The sequence below is a fragment of the Pseudoalteromonas sp. TP27 genome, from assembly GCF_056470645.1.
Map to the genome: position 1 here is coordinate 215,773 of NZ_JARDAK010000006.1, position 19,004 is coordinate 234,776.

Genomic DNA, 19,004 nt, shown 5'->3' on the forward strand with positions numbered 1-19,004 from the left:
GAAGCCGTTAGAGTACGCGTCCTCGCGCGCACAAGGCTGAGACCCACCAAATGAGGTATTTATAATGGCTAAAAAAGTTGAAGCTCTAATCAAGCTACAAGTTGCCGCTGGTATGGCTAATCCTAGTCCTCCAGTAGGTCCTGCACTAGGTCAACACGGTGTAAACATCATGGAATTCTGTAAAGCGTTTAACGCACGTACAGAGTCTATCGAAAAAGGCGCTCCAGTTCCTGTAGTGATCTCTGTTTACGGTGACCGTTCATTTACGTTCGACATGAAAACGCCACCTGCTGCTTACTTACTTAAGAAAGCTGCTGGTATCAAGTCAGGCTCAGGCCGTCCTAACACTGATAAAGTAGGCACAGTAACTCGTGCTCAACTTGAAGAAATTGTTGAGACAAAACGAACTGACCTTACAGCTGCCGATATGGACGCAGCGGTTCGCACTATCGCAGGTTCTGCGCGTGCGATGGGCTTGAACGTAGAGGACTAAGAAATGGCTAAATTAACTAAACGTATGCGTACTATCCGCGAAAAAGTGGAAGTAACAAAAGATTACGAAATCAATGAAGCAGTTGCTCTTTTAAAAGAGTTAGCGACAGCTAAATTCGTAGAAAGTGTTGACGTTGCCGTTAACCTTGGTATCGATGCTCGTAAATCTGATCAAAACGTTCGTGGTGCTACTGTACTACCTAACGGTACTGGTCGTGACGTTCGTGTTGCTGTATTCACACAAGGCGCTAATGCAGAAGCTGCAAAAGAAGCCGGTGCTGAATTAGTAGGCATGGAAGATCTTGCTGAACTAGTTAAAAAAGGCGAGATGAACTTTGACGTTGTTGTTGCATCACCAGACGCTATGCGTGTTGTTGGTCAACTAGGTCAAATCTTAGGCCCACGTGGTCTAATGCCAAACCCTAAAACTGGTACTGTAACGCCTAACGTTGCAGAAGCAGTTAAAAATGCTAAAGCAGGTCAAGTACGTTACCGTAATGACAAAAATGGCATCATCCATACTACTATTGGTAAGGTTGATTTCACTGCAGAGCAATTACAACAAAACCTTGAGTCTCTAATTGTTGCGCTTAAGAAGGCTAAACCTTCTCAAGCTAAAGGTGTTTACTTGAAGAAAGTAACTATCTCTACAACAATGGGCGCAGGTGTTTCTGTTGACCAAAACACTTTAAGCACTGTTGTTGCTTAATTGAGTGTTTACATGGCGTGAAATTTGTACTATAATTTCGCGCCATTTTGTTGATTAATTTATTAATTGGCAAAGTAAAGAATTCGGGTTGAAGTCCATAATTTCGTTAAGCCTTCGGGGTTAACGATAAATTGGGCTTCCGTCCAAGACCGTAGGTGGCTTCGGCCTTAATATTCACCTACGTAGACGGTGTAGACCCCAGATAGATTTTTCCTAATCCTTCTGGCTCTCGCCGTAAAAAGCATCTCTACCTTGTTTGGTAGGGAAGAGTAGAACAGGGGAATCCGATAATCGGTATCCCCATTAAACCAGGAGTAACACCCATGGCTTTAAATCTTCAAGGCAAAAAAGCAATAGTTGCTGAAGTCAACGAAGCAGCCAATGGTGCTCTATCTGCAGTTGTTGCAGATTCTCGTGGTGTAACAGTTGGCGCAATCACTGCCCTTCGTAAAGAAGCTCGTGCAAATGGTGTTTGGATGAAAGTTGTCCGTAACACTTTAGCAAAACGTGCTCTTGAAGGAACAGATTTTGAGTGTCTTTCTGATTCATTTGTTGGTCCAAGCTTAATCGCTTTCTCATCAGAGCACCCAGGTGCTGCTGCGCGTATCTTTTCAGATTTCGCGAAAAAGAATGAGAAATTCGAGCTTAAAACGGCCGCTTTTGAAGGAAATGTTGTTGATGCAGCAATGCTTGCTACATTACCTACATACGACGAAGCTGTTGCACGCTTAATGAGTGCTATGAAAGAAGCGTCTGCTGGCAAATTGTGTAAAACAATTGAAGCAGTACGTGTACAGAAAGAAGAGCAAGCTGCTTAATTTTAAGCTGTTTAATCTCACTTTCGGTGTAAAATTTATTTGGACGTAATGTCCGTTAATTATTAGGAAATTTGTAATGTCTGTATCTAAAGACCAAATCCTTGACGCAATTGCTGAAATGTCAGTAATGGACGTTGTTGCTCTTATCGAAGCAATGGAAGAAAAATTCGGCGTAACTGCTGCAGCTGCAATGGTAGCTGGTCCAGCTGCTGAAGCTGCTGAAGAGAAAACAGAATTTGACGTAATCCTTACTGGCGCTGGCGCTAACAAGGTTTCTGCAATCAAAGCTGTTCGTAGCGCAACTGGCCTTGGCCTTAAAGAAGCGAAAGCTCTTGTTGAAGCTGCTCCTACACCTGTTAAAGAAGGTGTATCTAAAGAAGAAGCTGAAGCACTTGCAAAAGATCTTACTGAAGCTGGTGCTGAAGTTGAGGTTAAGTAATTTAGCTTTTGCTAAGTTCGCTGCCTGAGAAATCAGGCAAGGGCTGGTGATTATTTAATCACCGGCCTTTTTGCGCTATAGAGTGATGCACTCTTTTAGTTCAAATAAAATCTGATTTTTTCTTTACTTTCAACGCTTTATAGTTTGCTAGTGTTAAAGTGGGATCTAATTAGAACAACAGTTAAATGTTGTAAAATCTTGGCATAGCTGCCAGTTAAGTCTGTTCTTACAAGAACAGGTCGGGTCAAAGATCAGCAAGCTGAGGAACCCCATGGCTTACTCTTATTCTGAAAAGAAACGTATCCGTAAGGATTTTGGTAAACGTCCACAAGTTTTGGATATACCTTTTTTACTGTCTACACAGTTAGAATCGTTTAAAAAATTCTTAGTGCCGGACGCTGATGGCGATCATGGTTTGGAAGCTGCCTTCCGTTCTGTGTTCCCTATTAAAAGCTACTCGGGAAATTCTGAGCTTCAATACGTAAGTTACCGTATTGGTGAGCCAGTTTTCGATGTAAAAGAATGTCAAATTCGCGGTGTGACTTATTCTGCTCCACTTCGCGTGAAACTGCGTCTTGTTGTTATGGACAAAGAAGCACCAGGCACAGTTAAAGACATTAAAGAGCAAGAAGTTTACATGGGCGAAATTCCGCTCATGACAGATACCGGTACTTTTGTAATCAATGGTACAGAGCGTGTTATCGTTTCTCAGCTACACCGTAGCCCTGGTGTATTCTTTGATAACGACCGCGGTAAAACCCATTCATCGGGTAAAGTATTATATAACGCACGCGTTATACCTTACCGTGGTTCATGGTTAGACTTCGAATTTGATGCAAAAGATAACTTATATGTACGTATTGACCGCCGTCGTAAATTACCGGCGTCTATCATCCTACGTGCACTAGAGTATTCTAGCGAACAAATCCTAGATATGTTCTTCGATAACACTACGTTTGAAGTAACGAATGGTAAAGTTCTTATGGAACTTGTACCTTCGCGTTTACGTGGTGAAACTGCCGCTTTTGATATCAAGAGCGAAGACGGTGAAGTATTTGTTGAAAGCGGTCGTCGTGTTACGGCTCGCCACATCAAGAGCATCGAGAAGAAAGGCATTAAGCAATTAGAAGTACCACATGAGTACATCATTGGCCGTATTGTAGCTAAAAACTATGTTGATGAGTCAACTGGTGAAGTTATTGCAAATGCAAATGACGAGCTAACTCTAGAGCTAATGGCTGAATTGGTTAAAGCCGGTTACACTAAAATTGATACGTTATATATCAATGAAGTGGACAGCGGTGCTTACATGTCAAATACTTTGAACATTGACTCTGCAAGCAGCCGTTTAGAAGCACTAGTAGAAATTTACCGCATGATGCGCCCAGGCGAGCCACCGACGAAAGACGCGGCTGAAGCCTTATTCCAGAACTTGTTCTTCTCTGAAGAGCGTTATGACTTATCTACTGTAGGTCGTATGAAGTTCAATAGCCGTGTTGGTTACGATACAGACACAGGCCCTGGCACATTAAGCAAAGAAGACATCGTGTCTGTTATGAAAGTATTAATTGCTATTCGTAACGGTCAAGGCGATGTTGATGATATCGATCACTTAGGCAACCGTCGTATACGTAGTGTTGGCGAAATGGCTGAGAACCAATTCCGTGTTGGTCTAGTACGTGTTGAACGTGCTGTACGTGAGCGTTTAAGCTTAGGTGACCTTGACGCGATAATGCCACAAGATCTTATTAACGCTAAGCCTATTTCGGCAGCGGTTAAAGAGTTCTTCGGCTCGTCTCAGTTATCACAGTTTATGGACCAAAATAACCCACTATCAGAAGTTACGCATAAACGTCGTATCTCTGCATTAGGTCCGGGCGGTCTAACTCGTGAACGCGCAGGCTTTGAAGTACGTGACGTTCACGTAACTCACTATGGTCGCGTATGTCCAATCGAGACTCCTGAGGGTCCAAACATCGGTCTAATTAACTCGTTGTCTACGTACGCACGTACAAATGACTACGGTTTCTTAGAAACACCTTACCGCAAAGTGGTAGACGGTGTTGTAACTGATGAAGTTGATTATTTATCAGCCATTGAAGAAGGTCAGTTTGTTATCGCACAGGCGAATTCAAACTTAACTGAAACCAATGAGTTTGTTGATGAACTTATCCCATGTCGTCACAAAGGTGAATCTACCTTTATGGGTCGCATGGACCAGCAGTATATGGATGTATCACCACAACAGGTGATCTCTGTAGCGGCAGCACTTATCCCGTTCCTAGAACACGATGATGCTAACCGTGCATTGATGGGTTCAAACATGCAACGTCAAGCAGTACCAACATTGAAAGCGGATAAGCCGTTAGTAGGTACCGGTATTGAGTTAACACTAGCGAAAGATTCTGGTGTAACTATTGTTGCTAAACGTGGTGGTGAAGTAATGTATGCTGACGCAAGTCGCATCGTTGTAAATGTACATGAAGAAGAACGCATCCCTGGTGAAGCGGGCATCGACATCTACAACTTAACCAAATACACACGTTCAAACCAAAATACATGTATTAACCAAAAACCAACTTGTATGGTTGGCGAACCGGTTACTCGTGGTGACGTGTTAGCAGATGGTCCTTCGACTGACTTAGGTGACTTAGCCCTTGGTCAAAACCTTCGCGTGGCATTCATGCCATGGAACGGTTATAACTTCGAAGATTCAATCTTGTTATCAGAGCGCGTAGTTGAAGAAGATCGTCTAACGACTATCCATATTCAAGAACTACAGTGTGTTGCCCGTGATACTAAATTAGGTCCAGAAGAGATCACAGCAGACATCCCGAACGTGGGTGAATCTGCACTAGGCAAGCTTGATGAATCAGGCGTTGTATATATTGGTGCTGAAGTTAAAGGCGGCGATATCCTAGTAGGTAAAGTGACTCCTAAAGGCGAAACACAGCTTACACCTGAAGAGAAGCTACTGCGTGCTATCTTCGGCGAAAAAGCGTCTGACGTTAAAGACAGCTCTTTACGTGTACCAAATTCTGTAACTGGTACTGTAATTGACGTGCAAGTTTTCACCCGTGATGGTGTTGAAAAAGATAAACGCGCGTTAGAAGTTGAAGACATGCAGCTTCGCGAAGCGAAGAAAGACTTCAACGAAGAGTTCCGTATTTTAGAAGCAGGCGTTTTAGACCGTGCACGTAAGCTACTTATAGCTGCTGGTTTTGATGAAGATAAACTTGCATCTCTAAATGCTGAAAAAGTACTTACGCAAAGCCTTGCTGAAGAAGACAAGCAAGCTGAGCTTGAGCAACTAGCTGCGCAATACGATGAGCTTAAAGCTGAATACGATAAGAAGTTTGAAAACAAACGTCGTAAAATTACCCAAGGTGATGACTTAGCACCAGGCGTACTTAAGATTGTTAAAGTATACCTAGCTGTTAAACGTCGTATCCAACCGGGTGATAAAATGGCGGGTCGTCATGGTAACAAAGGTGTTATCTCGACTATCGTACCAGTAGAAGATATGCCTTACGATGACAAAGGTCGTACGGTAGATATCGTATTGAATCCACTAGGTGTTCCATCACGTATGAACATCGGTCAGATCCTTGAAACACATATGGGTCTTGCTGCACGTGGTATCGGCGAACGTATTGAAGAGATGATGAAAGAGCAACGTGAGCTTCATGAGCTACGTGAATTCATCAAGCAAGCCTACGAAATTGGCGAATCTCGCCAAGTTGTAGATATTGCTAGCTTCACTGATGACGAAATTCGTCGTCTAGCTGAAAACTTAAAAGGTGGTTTACCAATAGCTACTCCTGCATTTGATGGCGCGAAAGAAAACGAAATCAAAGACATGCTTGAGCTTGGTGGATACCCTCGTAGTGGTCAGGTTACACTTTATGATGGCCGTACTGGCGATCAGTTTGAACGTCAAGTAACTGTTGGTTACATGTACATGCTTAAATTGAATCACTTAGTTGATGATAAAATGCATGCACGTTCTACTGGTTCTTACAGCCTTGTTACTCAGCAGCCGCTGGGTGGTAAAGCACAGTTCGGTGGCCAGCGTTTTGGTGAGATGGAAGTATGGGCACTTGAAGCTTACGGTGCTGCTTACACTCTACAAGAAATGCTAACAGTGAAATCGGATGACGTGAACGGTCGTACTAAGATGTATAAAAACATCGTTGATGGTAACCATAAAATGGAACCAGGTATGCCAGAATCGTTCAACGTATTGTTGAAAGAAATCCGCTCACTGGGTATCAACATCGAGTTGGAAGAAAATTAAGCCAATTAGATGCTGCAGTTAACGCTGCAGCATCTGTTACGGCTGAATAGAATGTAGGGACGAAATTATCCGTCCTCAAGATTAACTCCGACAGGAGAGCTAAGGTGAAAGACTTACTTAAGTTTCTGAAGCAACAAAATAAGACCGAAGAATTCGATGCAATTCGCATTGGTCTTGCTTCACCAGACATGGTTCGTTCATGGTCATTCGGTGAAGTAAAGAAACCTGAGACTATTAACTACCGTACTTTCAAGCCTGAGCGCGATGGCTTATTCTGTGCCCGTATTTTCGGCCCAGTGAAAGATTATGAGTGTTTATGTGGTAAATATAAACGCCTTAAACACCGTGGTGTGATCTGTGAAAAGTGTGGCGTTGAAGTAACACTCACTAAAGTGCGACGCGATCGTATGGGTCATATCGACCTTGCGAGCCCAGTTGCACATATATGGTTTTTAAAATCATTACCGTCACGTATTGGCTTAATGCTAGATATGACGCTTCGTGATATTGAACGTGTTCTTTACTTCGAATCATTCGTAGTAACTGAACCTGGTATGACAACGCTTGAGCGTGGTCAGCTATTAGGTGAAGAAGAATACTTAGATTCACTAGAAGAGCACGGTGATGAATTTGAAGCTAAGATGGGTGCTGAAGCAGTTTTAGACTTGCTTCGTGAACTCGATCTTGCTCAATTAATTGCTGAGATGCGTGAAGAGTTACCAACAATTAACTCTGAAACTAAGCGTAAAAAAATCACTAAACGTCTTAAGTTAATGGAATCGTTCCACCAATCAGGTAATAACCCTGAGTGGATGATCATGACAGTACTTCCAGTATTGCCACCTGATCTACGCCCATTAGTACCACTAGACGGTGGTCGTTTTGCGACATCTGATCTAAATGACCTTTACCGTCGTGTTATTAACCGTAATAACCGTCTTAAACGTCTACTAGATTTAGCAGCACCAGACATTATTGTACGCAACGAAAAACGTATGTTACAAGAAGCGGTAGATGCGCTACTTGATAACGGTCGTCGTGGTCGTGCAATTACAGGTTCTAACAAACGTCCTCTTAAATCTCTTGCTGATATGATCAAGGGTAAGCAAGGTCGTTTCCGTCAGAATCTACTTGGTAAGCGTGTAGATTATTCAGGCCGTTCTGTTATCACAGTAGGTCCTACACTTAAGCTTCACCAATGTGGTCTTCCTAAGAAGATGGCACTTGAGCTATTCAAACCATTCATCTATGGCAAATTAGAGCGTCGCGGCATGGCTACGACAATCAAAGCTGCTAAGAAAATGGTTGAACGTGAAGTTCCGGAAGTATGGGATGTACTTGACGAAGTAATTCGTGAACATCCAGTATTACTTAACCGTGCACCAACACTTCACCGTTTGGGTATCCAAGCGTTTGAGCCTGTGCTTATCGAAGGTAAAGCGATTCATTTGCATCCATTAGTATGTGCGGCGTACAACGCCGATTTCGATGGTGACCAAATGGCGGTACACGTACCGTTAACAATCGAAGCGCAGCTTGAAGCTCGTGCATTGATGATGTCAACAAACAACATTCTATCTCCTGCGAATGGTGAGCCAATCATCGTTCCTTCACAGGATGTTGTATTGGGTCTTTATTACATGACTCGTGACCGCATTAACGCTAAAGGCGAAGGCGCGATATTTAAAGATCCAAAAGAAGCAGAAAAAGCATACCGCAGTGGCAATGCAGACCTTCATGCAATCGTGAAAGTACGTATTAGTCAATCAGTTAAAAACGAAGACGGCGTAGTAGAAGACACTATCACTGTTATCGATACAACTGTTGGTCGTGCAATTCTGTCTCTAATTTTACCTAAAGGCATGCCGTTTGCGTCAATCAACCAGCCGCTAGGTAAAAAGCAGATTTCTGGCTTATTGAATGAGTGTTACCGTCGTCTAGGTCTTAAAGATACAGTTATCTTTGCTGATCAAGTTATGTACACCGGTTTCCATTATGCAATGAAGTCAGGTGTTTCTATCGGTATTGATGACTTAGTTATCCCACCGGTTAAAGCACAGATAATTGAATCAGCTGAAGCTGAAGTTACTGAAATCAACCAACAATTCCAATCAGGTCTTGTAACGGCTGGTGAAAAGTACAACAAAGTTATCGATATCTGGTCACGTGTAAACGAAAACTTATCACGTGAGATGATGTCTAACTTGTCGAAAGACACAGTTATTAATGCTAAAGGTGAAGAAGTAGAGCAACCGTCATTTAACTCAGTGTTTATGATGGCCGACTCAGGTGCTCGTGGTAGTGCTGCACAGATTCGTCAGTTGGCGGGTATGCGTGGTCTAATGGCACGTCCAGATGGTTCAATCATCGAGACGCCAATCACAGCTAACTTCCGTGAAGGTCTAAACGTACTTCAGTACTTCATCTCAACGCATGGTGCGCGTAAAGGTCTTGCCGATACTGCACTTAAAACAGCTAACTCGGGTTACCTAACGCGTCGTCTAGTAGACGTAGCACAAGATTTGGTAATCAACGAAGACGATTGTGGCACAGAAGATGGCTTAACAATGAAACCGCTTATTGAAGGTGGTGATGTTGTAGAAGCACTTCGTGAACGTGTTCTAGGTCGTGTTGTTGCTGAAGATATTGTGATTCCAGGTACTAATACAGTGCTTGTTGAACGTAATATCATGCTAGACGAAAAACTGTGTGATCTTTTAGAAGAGCATTCAGTAGATGAAGTTCGTGTACGTTCTGTTATCACTTGTGATAATGACTTTGGTGTTTGTGCTAACTGTTATGGTCGTGACCTAGCACGTGGTCATATCATCAACGCTGGTGAATCAGTGGGTGTTATCGCGGCACAGTCAATCGGTGAGCCGGGTACACAGTTAACAATGCGTACCTTCCACATCGGTGGTGCGGCATCTAGAGCGTCTGCAGAAAATAATGTACAAGTTAAAACTAACGGTACATTAAAACTTCATAACTCTAAGTACGTATTAAACACAGACGGTAAGATAGTTATTACCTCTCGTTCTACGGAAATTACTATCATTGATAGTTATGGTCGTGAGAAAGAGCGTTATAAAGTACCTTACGGTGCGGTATTAACAGTGCAAGACAATGCTGAAGTTCAAGGTAACGACATCGTTGCTACTTGGGACCCGCATAGTCACCCAATCGTTCTTGAGCATAAGTCAAAAGTATCGTTCAGCGATATCGATGACTCAAATACTGAAGCACAGACTGATGAGCTAACTGGTTTAACCCGTGTAGTTGTTAAAGATCTTGCTAAAGTAAATACGAAAGAACCAAAGCTTATCATCGAAAGTGAAGAGCGCGGTCTGCAAGAAACACGTCTTCCTTCATTCACTACGATTGAAGTTATTGACGGCGTTACAGCAAACCCAGGTGACGTGCTAGCACGTATTCCGCAAGAAGGTTCGAAAACTCGTGATATCACGGGTGGTCTACCACGCGTAGCCGACTTATTTGAAGCTCGTAAGCCAAAAGAACCAGCTATATTAGCTGAGATCACAGGTACTATTAGCTTCGGTAAAGAGACTAAAGGTAAGAAGCGTTTAGTTATTACTCCAGCTGAAGGTGATCATTACGAAGAAATGATTCCTAAGTGGCGTCAACTTAACGTGTTTGAAGGTGAGCAAGTGTCTAAAGGTGAAGTTATCGCCGATGGTCCTGAATCACCGCATGATATCTTACGCCTACGTGGTGTGACTCATGTTGCTAACTACATCGTTAACGAAGTGCAAGAGGTTTACCGTTTGCAAGGCGTTAAGATCAATGACAAGCATATTGAAACAATTATCCGTCAGATGATTCGTAAATGTACCATCATACACGGCGGTGATACTGACTTCTTAGCCGGTGAACAAATCGAAGTGGCGCGCGTTAATATCGCAAACCGTGACCTTGAAAAACAAGGTAAGATACCAGCTAAGTATGAAATCCAGTTAATGGGTATCACAAAAGCATCACTAGCAACAGAATCTTTCATCTCTGCAGCGTCTTTCCAAGAGACAACACGTGTTCTTACAGATGCGGCAGTGAATGGTAAGAGCGATGAGCTTCGCGGTCTTAAAGAAAACGTAATTGTGGGTCGTTTGATCCCAGCCGGTACCGGTTTTGCGTATCATCAAGAACGTATGGCTCGCCGTAAACAAAGCAAAGTAGTAGTAGAAGAGCAAACAGTAAGTGCAGAAGAGGCAACTCAAGCACTTACAGACGCTCTAAATGCTGATTTGTCTGGAAATCAATAAACTGTTCTTAATCAATAGATTAAGTAATCGTGAGACAGTTATATGCTGTCTTACGGTTAGTTTAGGTTGACAGGTTAAACTTTGCTCATTAAAATTCCGCCACCCATTTACTTGTGTGCTCAATGCAGGCTCGTAAATAAAGGGCGGATTTTTTATTTTTTTCAGTAGTAATTTTAATTTCAGGAGCTATTTAAATGGCAACTATTAACCAGCTAGTGCGTAAGCCACGCCGTAGCAAGGTTACGAAAAGTAACTCAGCTGCACTAAAAGCGTGTCCGCAAAAGCGCGGTGTATGTACTCGCGTATATACAACTACACCTAAGAAACCTAACTCGGCGTTACGTAAAGTAGCACGTGTACGTTTAACTAACGGTTTCGAAGTAACTTCATACATTGGCGGTGAAGGTCATAACCTTCAAGAGCATAGTGTAATCCTAATCCGTGGTGGTCGTGTTAAAGATTTACCAGGTGTGCGTTTTCACACTGTTCGTGGTGCACTTGACTGTGCAGGCGTTAGCGATCGTCGTCAAGCTCGTTCTAAATACGGTACAAAACGCCCTAAAGGCTAATTGTATTCCGTTAGTAAGGCCAAGCACTAAATATATATAATTATTGTTTTGGGTGATTGACTCGAAAGAGCAAACCTGAATAAACCGGAGATACAAAATGCCTAGAAGACGCGTAATCGGTCAACGTAAAATTCTTCCAGATCCTAAGTTCGGATCGGAACTTCTTGCTAAATTCGTTAACATTGTAATGTTAGACGGCAAGAAATCTACTGCTGAAAAAATTGTTTATGGTGCGCTAGACGTGGCTGCTGAGAAATCAGGCAAGTCGCACCTAGAAATCTTTGAAACTGCACTTGATAACATCCGCCCACAGGTAGAGGTTAAATCTCGCCGTGTTGGTGGTTCAACTTATCAAGTACCAGTTGAAGTACGTCCAGTTCGTCGTAACGCATTAGGTATGCGTTGGTTAGTAGACGCTGCACGTAAGCGTGGCGAAAAATCTATGGGCTTACGTTTAGCTCAAGAAATCGTTGACGCTTCTGATAATAAAGGCACTGCGGTTAAGAAACGTGAAGACGTTCACCGTATGGCTGAAGCGAATAAAGCATTCGCTCATTACCGTTGGTAATCTGTCTTTAACCTTTAAGAGGATCATATGGCACGTACAACTCCACTTGAGCGCTATCGTAATATAGGTATTGTAGCTCACGTAGATGCAGGCAAAACCACCACAACAGAACGTGTTCTGTTCTACACGGGTCTTTCTCATAAGATCGGTGAAGTACATGATGGCGCTGCAACTATGGATTGGATGGAGCAGGAACAAGAGCGTGGTATCACAATCACTTCTGCTGCAACAACGTGTTTTTGGAAAGGGATGGACGCTCAATTTGACGCCCATCGTATCAATATTATTGATACTCCAGGACACGTAGATTTCACTATCGAAGTAGAGCGTTCTTTACGTGTACTAGATGGTGCGGTAGTTGTTCTTTGTGCTTCATCTGGTGTACAGCCGCAAACTGAGACAGTTTGGCGTCAAGCGAACAAATACGAAGTTCCGAGAATGATCTTCGTAAATAAAATGGATCGCACGGGCGCTGACTTCTTAGCAGTGGTTAGCCAGGTGAAATCTCGTCTTGGAGCAACGCCTGTTCCAATTCAGTTGCCTGTAGGCGCTGAGGACGACTTTAAAGGTGTTATTGACCTTATTAAAATGAAAGTGATTAACTGGAACGAAGCGGACCAGGGTATGACTTTTTCATATGAGGCAATACCGGCAGAACTTCTGGAATTAGCACAAGAATGGCGCTCTCATTTAGTTGAAAGCGCTGCTGAAGCAACAGAAGAACTAATGGATAAATACTTAGAAGGTGAAGAGTTAAGTGAAGCAGAAATTAAAAATGCTTTACGCCAACGAACATTAGCTAATGAGATTGTTCCAGTTACTTGTGGTAGCGCATTTAAAAACAAAGGCGTTCAAGCTGTGCTTGATGGCGTTGTTGAATATATGCCGTCGCCAGAGCAAGTGAAACAAATCCAAGGTATCTTAGAAAATGGTACTGAGGAAGAACGTCCAGCTAATGATAAAGCGCCGTTTGCTGCACTCGCATTTAAGATTGCAACAGACCCGTTTGTTGGAACCTTGACCTTTTTCCGTGTTTACTCTGGTACTGTTAAACAGGGTGACACGGTATATAATCCAGTAAAAAGTAAGCGTGAGCGACTTGGCCGTATCGTACAGATGCATTCAAACTCTCGTGAAGAGATCAAAGAAGTTTTCGCAGGCGATATCGCGGCAGCTATTGGTCTTAAAGACGTAACAACAGGTGAAACACTGTGTGATCCGAATTCTATTATTACGCTTGAGCGTATGGAATTCCCTGAACCAGTAATCTCTATTGCGGTTGAGCCTCGCACTATAGCTGACCAAGATAAGATGGGTATCGCGCTAGGTAAACTAGCTGCTGAAGACCCTTCTTTTCGCGTACAAACTGACGAAGAATCAGGCCAGGTTATAATCTCTGGCATGGGTGAGCTTCACCTAGATATCATCGTCGACCGTATGAAACGTGAATTCAGTGTTGAATGTAACGTTGGTAAGCCGCAAGTCTCATACCGAGAAGCTATTCGTTCAACTGTTAAGGTTGAAGGGAAGTTTATACGTCAGTCAGGTGGTCGTGGTCAATATGGTCACGTTTGGCTTAAACTTGAACCGATGGACATTACGGATGATGAGTCACCAATTTACGAGTTTGTTAACGAAACCGTAGGTGGGTCTGTTCCTAAAGAGTTCGTTCCTGCGGTAGACAAAGGTATCCAAGAGCAAATGTCTCAAGGTGTACTGGCAGGCTACCCATTACTTGGCGTTAAAGCGACTTTATATGATGGTTCATTCCATGATGTAGATTCGAATGAAATGGCATTTAAAATAGCAGGTTCATTGGCAATGAGAGATGGGGCGCGTAAAGCTGACCCTGTACTTTTAGAGCCAGTAATGAAGGTTGAAGTACTCACTCCTGATTCAAATATGGGTGATGTAGTTGGCGACTTAAATCGTCGCCGCGGCATAATCGAAGGCATGGAAGATGCATTAGGTGGACTTAAGCAAATTAATGCGCAAGTTCCTCTTTCTGAAATGTTTGGTTATGCGACTGCTTTACGATCTGCAACACAGGGCCGTGCCTCATACTCTATGGAGTTTGTGAAGTACGCTGAAGCCTCTAAAAATGTTGCAGATACAATAATTTCAGCTCGCGCTGTTATATAATTTTAGCTTGTCTGGCTCAATAGTGAGTCAGGCTTTAATTTCTTTATTAGGAATTTTTTAAGATGGCAAAAGAAAAGTTTGAACGCGTAAAACCGCACGTAAACGTTGGTACAATCGGCCACGTTGACCACGGTAAAACTACACTAACTGCAGCAATCACTAACGTACTTGCAAAAGTATACGGCGGTGTTGCTAAAGATTTCGCATCAATCGATAACGCTCCAGAAGAGCGCGAACGTGGTATCACTATTTCAACGTCTCACGTTGAATACGATACACCTACACGTCACTACGCACACGTAGATTGTCCTGGTCACGCCGATTATGTTAAAAACATGATCACTGGTGCTGCTCAAATGGACGGCGCGATCTTAGTAGTTGCTGCGACAGATGGCCCTATGCCACAAACGCGTGAGCACATCCTTCTTTCTCGTCAAGTTGGCGTTCCTTACATCATCGTGTTCATGAACAAATGTGACATGGTAGATGACGAAGAGCTACTTGAACTAGTAGAAATGGAAGTTCGTGAACTTCTTTCAGAATACGATTTCCCAGGTGATGACTTACCTCTAATCGCTGGTTCTGCGCTTAAAGCGTTAGAAGGCGAGAAAGAGTGGGAAGATAAGATTGTTGAGCTTGCAAATGCACTTGATTCTTACATCCCAGAGCCAGAGCGTGACATCGATAAGCCATTCATCATGCCTATCGAAGACGTTTTCTCAATCCAGGGTCGTGGTACTGTTGTAACTGGTCGTGTTGAAGCTGGTATCATCCGCATCAATGACGAAGTAGAAATTGTTGGTATCAATGATACAACTCGTTCTACTTGTACTGGTGTTGAAATGTTCCGTAAGCTTCTAGACGAAGGTCGTGCTGGCGAAAACATCGGCGCACTTCTACGTGGTACTAAGCGTGAAGACGTTGAACGTGGTCAAGTACTAGCTAAGCCTGGTTCAATCAACCCACATACTACATTCACTTCAGAAGTATACGTACTTTCGAAAGATGAAGGTGGTCGTCATACTCCATTCTTCAAAGGTTACCGTCCACAGTTCTACTTCCGTACAACTGACGTAACTGGTGACGTACAGTTACCAGATGGCGTAGAAATGGTAATGCCTGGTGATAACATCAAGATGACAGTAACTCTAATCGCGCCAATCGCGATGGATGAAGGTCTTCGTTTTGCTATCCGTGAAGGTGGTCGTACTGTAGGTGCTGGTGTTGTAGCAACTATCGTAGCGTAATTATTAGCCTAGCTAATTGTTACCAAAAAGCCCGAGCTTAGTCTCGGGCTTTTTAATGTCTAAAATAAAGTGTCATACGAAGGTGGCGCTCTTACTTTAGGCGTAGGTGCGTTTTAGTAACGTCCAAAGCGTAATAATTAGCCTAGCTAATTGTTACCAAAAAGCCCGAGCTTGGTCTCGGGCTTTTTAATGTCTAAAATAAAGTGTCATATGAAGGTGAGGATCTCACATCAGACGAAGATGCTTCGTAAAAACATTCAAAATATTATTATTGGTATTAATAAAAAACCCGAGCCAAGCTCGGGTTTGATAAGTAATGAATATTCTATATTAGTTGAAATTATTCAATGTTTTGGATCTGTTCTCTCATTTGTTCTATCAACACTTTTAGCTCTACAGCGGCAGTAGTAATATCGCTATTAATAGACTTAGACGCTAGCGTGTTAGCCTCACGATTAAACTCTTGCATCATAAAATCTAAGCGGCGACCACATGCGCCACCTTTTTTAAGGATTTTTTTAGTTTCTTTAACATGAGACTTTAAACGATCTAATTCTTCAGCTACATCTTGTTTTTGAGCAAGATAAATAAGTTCTTGTTCAAGGCGTGACTCGTCAATGTTTGCTGTTAAGTCTTCTAGCTTTTGAGCCAGTTTTTCACGCTGCCACTTAGCAATCTCAGGCATGTGCGTTTCTACAATTTCTACTTGCTCTAAAATCGCATCAAGGCGGATTGTTATCATTTCTTCAAGGTTTGCACCTTCATCGCCACGAGCTGATTTAAAATCTTCGATTACTTGATCAAGACCAGCAATTAGTGCTGTATTAACGCTATCCATATCAAGTTCTTCAGCTTCCATAACACCAGGCCAACGCAATATATCAACAGGATTAATGTCGCCATTACTTTGCTGTTGAACCCATTTAGCACTATTTATAAGTTGCTCAGCAAGGGCTTGGTTAATTGATAGCTCGCCTACATGAGCTGGATTTGCTACAAACTTTAAAAAAACCTCAACTTTACCGCGTTGTAAGTGTTTGCGTAAACGCTCACGAATAACTGGCTCCATGCCACGAAATTGCTCTGGTGCGCGAATAAATGTTTCAAGGTAACGCTGGTTTACTGAACGAACTTCCCAAGTGCCAGTTCCCCAATCGCCTTTTATTTCGCGACGCGCATAAGCTGTCATACTGTGGATCATGGATATTTTCCTAAATTTATAAATACAATATTATAATGATTATACCGTAACACCGCTTAAGCTCTAGGGAAAATTTAATACACTGAATATTTTGCATACAGCTATTTATTTAAATCAGCATGGTATCTATACCCACATACACTTATAATGTCGCAAATTCTGAATTAAGGGGATCGTCAATGCGTCCAAGCGAAAGAACACCTAACCAAATTAGACCTGTTACATTTACACGTAATTATACTTTGCATGCTGAAGGCTCAGTACTTGTTGAGTTTGGTAACACCAAAGTACTTTGTACAGCTACTGTCGAATCGGGCGTTCCTCGTTTCATGAAAGGTCAGGGTAAAGGTTGGATCAATGCTGAATACGGTATGTTACCGCGAGCAACGCATACGCGTAATGCTCGAGAAGCTGCACGTGGTAAGCAGGGCGGTCGTACTATGGAGATTCAACGCTTAATTGCACGTGCACTTCGTGCTGCCGTTGATTTAAAAGCACTTGGCGAAAACACAATCACCATTGACTGTGATGTAATCCAAGCAGATGGCGGTACACGTACTGCTTCTATAAGTGGTGCATGTGTTGCACTTGTTGATGCACTAACGCACATGCGTGCAAAGGGCATGATTAACTCAAACCCACTTAAGCATATGATTGCAGCTATTTCAGTAGGTATATACAAAGGCCAAGCAATTAGCGATTTAGAATATATTGAAGATTCAGCAGCAGAAACTGATATGAACGTAATTTTAACTGAGACAGGTAAAATTATTGAAATTCAAGGTACAGCCGAAGGTGAGCCTTTCTCGTTTGATGAGCTGGATGAATTACTTACTTTAGCCAAACATTCTATACGCGAAATCATTGACGTACAAAAGCAAGCATTAGCATAAATAGGTAGGCCACTAGATATGAAAGATTATCAAAAAGAGTTTATAGAATTTGCTCTAGAGAAGCAGGTATTAAAGTTTGGTGAGTTTACTTTAAAGTCAGGGCGCATAAGTCCGTACTTTTTTAATGCCGGTTTGTTTAATACAGGTCGTGACTTAGCACGCTTAGGTCGTTTTTATGCATCTGCATTAGAAGATTCAGCGATAGAGTTCGATGTACTATTTGGTCCCGCGTATAAGGGTATTCCAATAGCGACAACAACAGCAGTTGCATTAGCAGATCACCATGATAAAGATGTACCGTACTGCTTTAACCGTAAAGAAAAAAAATCACACGGTGAAGGTGGAACGTTGGTGGGCTCAGAACTTAATGGCAAAATAATGCTAGTTGATGATGTAATTACCGCTGGTACCGCTATACGTGAGTCTATGGAAATTATTGCTGAGAATGGCGCAGACCTTAGTGGCGTTTTAATTGCATTAGATCGCCAAGAAAAAGGTAAAGCCGAGTTATCAGCTATTCAAGAAGTTGAACGCGACTTCAATACCAAAGTAATCTCTATTGTAAAATTAGCTGATCTTATTAGCTACCTTGAAGTTCAAGGAACGATGGACGAACATTTAGCCTCAGTTAAAGCTTATCGTGATCAATACGGTGTAGCATAAATAAAAAGCCTCGCAATGCGGGGCTTTATTTTGACCTTCATTCATAGAGTTTATTAATGAAAGATATACTTAAACCAAATGGCTTAGGCCTCAAACGTGTTTTCAAAGCAACTTATTGTTCCTACCTAGGCTTTAGAGCTGCATTTAAAGAGGAAGCCGCATTTAGACAAGAGCTATTACTAAGTCTTATATTATTTCCTATTTCATTTTGGCTTGCTTCATCATTACTGCACTGGGCAATATTAGTAAGTTCACTGCTGGTTATACTAATCGTCGAATTATTAAATTCTGCTATCGAAGCATTAACAGACAGAGTAAGTACAGAATTGCATGTGTTATCGGGTAGAGCTAAAGATATGGGATCTGCAGCCGTAACACTTTCATTAGCGATCGTGTTGATCATTTGGGGTGTAAGCCTCTACATGAAGATCGTTTGATACAATATTTGATATTAGAATAGTTAAAGCGCCTTTATTTGTTAACAACTTGCTAGTTATGTTGTGTTTTTAACGTGTTTAGCTCAAATAGTCAGCGAACAGTACTTTATTTCAAGTTTTCTTCAAAAAAGGGTTGATCTGTTTTCGGATCTCCCTATAATGCGACCCCACTGAGACGGGAAACGCCAACGCATAGCGAGGCATGAACTACCTCAGAGAGTTAAATAAAACTTCGGTTTTAAATTGTCG

14 protein-coding genes are annotated in these 19,004 nt (G+C 42.3%); 13 read left to right on the plus strand and 1 reads right to left on the minus strand.

The window, feature by feature from the left end; translation table 11 throughout:
* The first annotated feature begins 64 nt into the window (after nt 1-64).
* The 10 genes from rplK (at nt 65) to tuf (ending at nt 15,561) form a co-directional block, all read left to right on the plus strand.
* The gene (gene rplK / locus PX700_RS09985; protein ID WP_002958879.1) at nt 65-493 is read left to right on the plus strand and encodes a 50S ribosomal protein L11; all 429 of its coding nucleotides are present in this window, start codon (nt 65-67) and stop codon (nt 491-493) included.
* 3 nt (nt 494-496) lie between these two features.
* Nucleotides 497-1,201, plus strand: a complete 705-nt coding sequence (rplA, locus tag PX700_RS09990; RefSeq protein ID WP_024600086.1) for a 50S ribosomal protein L1 — start codon at nt 497-499, stop codon at nt 1,199-1,201.
* A 323-nt stretch (nt 1,202-1,524) separates the two neighbouring features.
* Nucleotides 1,525-2,019: a 50S ribosomal protein L10 gene (gene rplJ / locus PX700_RS09995; RefSeq protein ID WP_002958881.1), complete on the plus strand. Its 495-nt coding sequence runs from the start codon at nt 1,525-1,527 to the stop codon at nt 2,017-2,019.
* 76 nt (nt 2,020-2,095) lie between these two features.
* Nucleotides 2,096-2,458, plus strand: coding sequence for a 50S ribosomal protein L7/L12 (gene rplL / locus PX700_RS10000; RefSeq protein ID WP_002958882.1), 363 nt, complete (start codon nt 2,096-2,098; stop codon nt 2,456-2,458).
* Between the two features lie 271 nt (nt 2,459-2,729).
* Nucleotides 2,730-6,755, plus strand: coding sequence for a DNA-directed RNA polymerase subunit beta (gene rpoB / locus PX700_RS10005; protein ID WP_415637982.1), 4,026 nt, complete (start codon nt 2,730-2,732; stop codon nt 6,753-6,755).
* A 104-nt stretch (nt 6,756-6,859) separates the two neighbouring features.
* A complete protein-coding gene (rpoC, locus tag PX700_RS10010; RefSeq protein WP_415637983.1) occupies nt 6,860-11,035 on the plus strand; it encodes a DNA-directed RNA polymerase subunit beta' in 4,176 nt (1,391 codons plus the stop codon).
* A gap of 194 nt (nt 11,036-11,229) precedes the next feature.
* Complete coding sequence (rpsL, locus tag PX700_RS10015; RefSeq protein WP_008165517.1) at nt 11,230-11,604, plus strand: 30S ribosomal protein S12; 375 nt, start codon at nt 11,230-11,232, stop codon at nt 11,602-11,604.
* 97 nt (nt 11,605-11,701) lie between these two features.
* Nucleotides 11,702-12,172, plus strand: coding sequence for a 30S ribosomal protein S7 (gene rpsG / locus PX700_RS10020; protein WP_010555004.1), 471 nt, complete (start codon nt 11,702-11,704; stop codon nt 12,170-12,172).
* A gap of 27 nt (nt 12,173-12,199) precedes the next feature.
* Nucleotides 12,200-14,314, plus strand: a complete 2,115-nt coding sequence (gene fusA / locus PX700_RS10025; protein WP_415637984.1) for an elongation factor G — start codon at nt 12,200-12,202, stop codon at nt 14,312-14,314.
* A gap of 62 nt (nt 14,315-14,376) precedes the next feature.
* Nucleotides 14,377-15,561, plus strand: a complete 1,185-nt coding sequence (tuf, locus tag PX700_RS10030) for an elongation factor Tu (protein ID WP_002958888.1) — start codon at nt 14,377-14,379, stop codon at nt 15,559-15,561.
* A gap of 340 nt (nt 15,562-15,901) precedes the next feature.
* Here tuf and PX700_RS10035 read toward each other — a convergent pair whose 3' ends face one another.
* Nucleotides 15,902-16,762, minus strand: a complete 861-nt coding sequence (locus PX700_RS10035) for a YicC/YloC family endoribonuclease (RefSeq protein WP_479520639.1) — start codon at nt 16,760-16,762, stop codon at nt 15,902-15,904.
* 179 nt (nt 16,763-16,941) lie between these two features.
* Between PX700_RS10035 and rph the strand changes: the two genes are divergently transcribed.
* From rph to PX700_RS10050, 3 genes are read left to right on the plus strand one after another with little or no spacing between them, the layout of a single operon-like run.
* Nucleotides 16,942-17,655, plus strand: coding sequence for a ribonuclease PH (gene rph / locus PX700_RS10040; protein ID WP_002958890.1), 714 nt, complete (start codon nt 16,942-16,944; stop codon nt 17,653-17,655).
* 18 nt (nt 17,656-17,673) lie between these two features.
* The gene (gene pyrE / locus PX700_RS10045; protein ID WP_479520640.1) at nt 17,674-18,318 is read left to right on the plus strand and encodes an orotate phosphoribosyltransferase; all 645 of its coding nucleotides are present in this window, start codon (nt 17,674-17,676) and stop codon (nt 18,316-18,318) included.
* Between the two features lie 56 nt (nt 18,319-18,374).
* The gene (locus PX700_RS10050) at nt 18,375-18,755 is read left to right on the plus strand and encodes a diacylglycerol kinase (RefSeq protein WP_197179992.1); all 381 of its coding nucleotides are present in this window, start codon (nt 18,375-18,377) and stop codon (nt 18,753-18,755) included.
* The last annotated feature ends 249 nt before the right edge of the window (nt 18,756-19,004 follow it).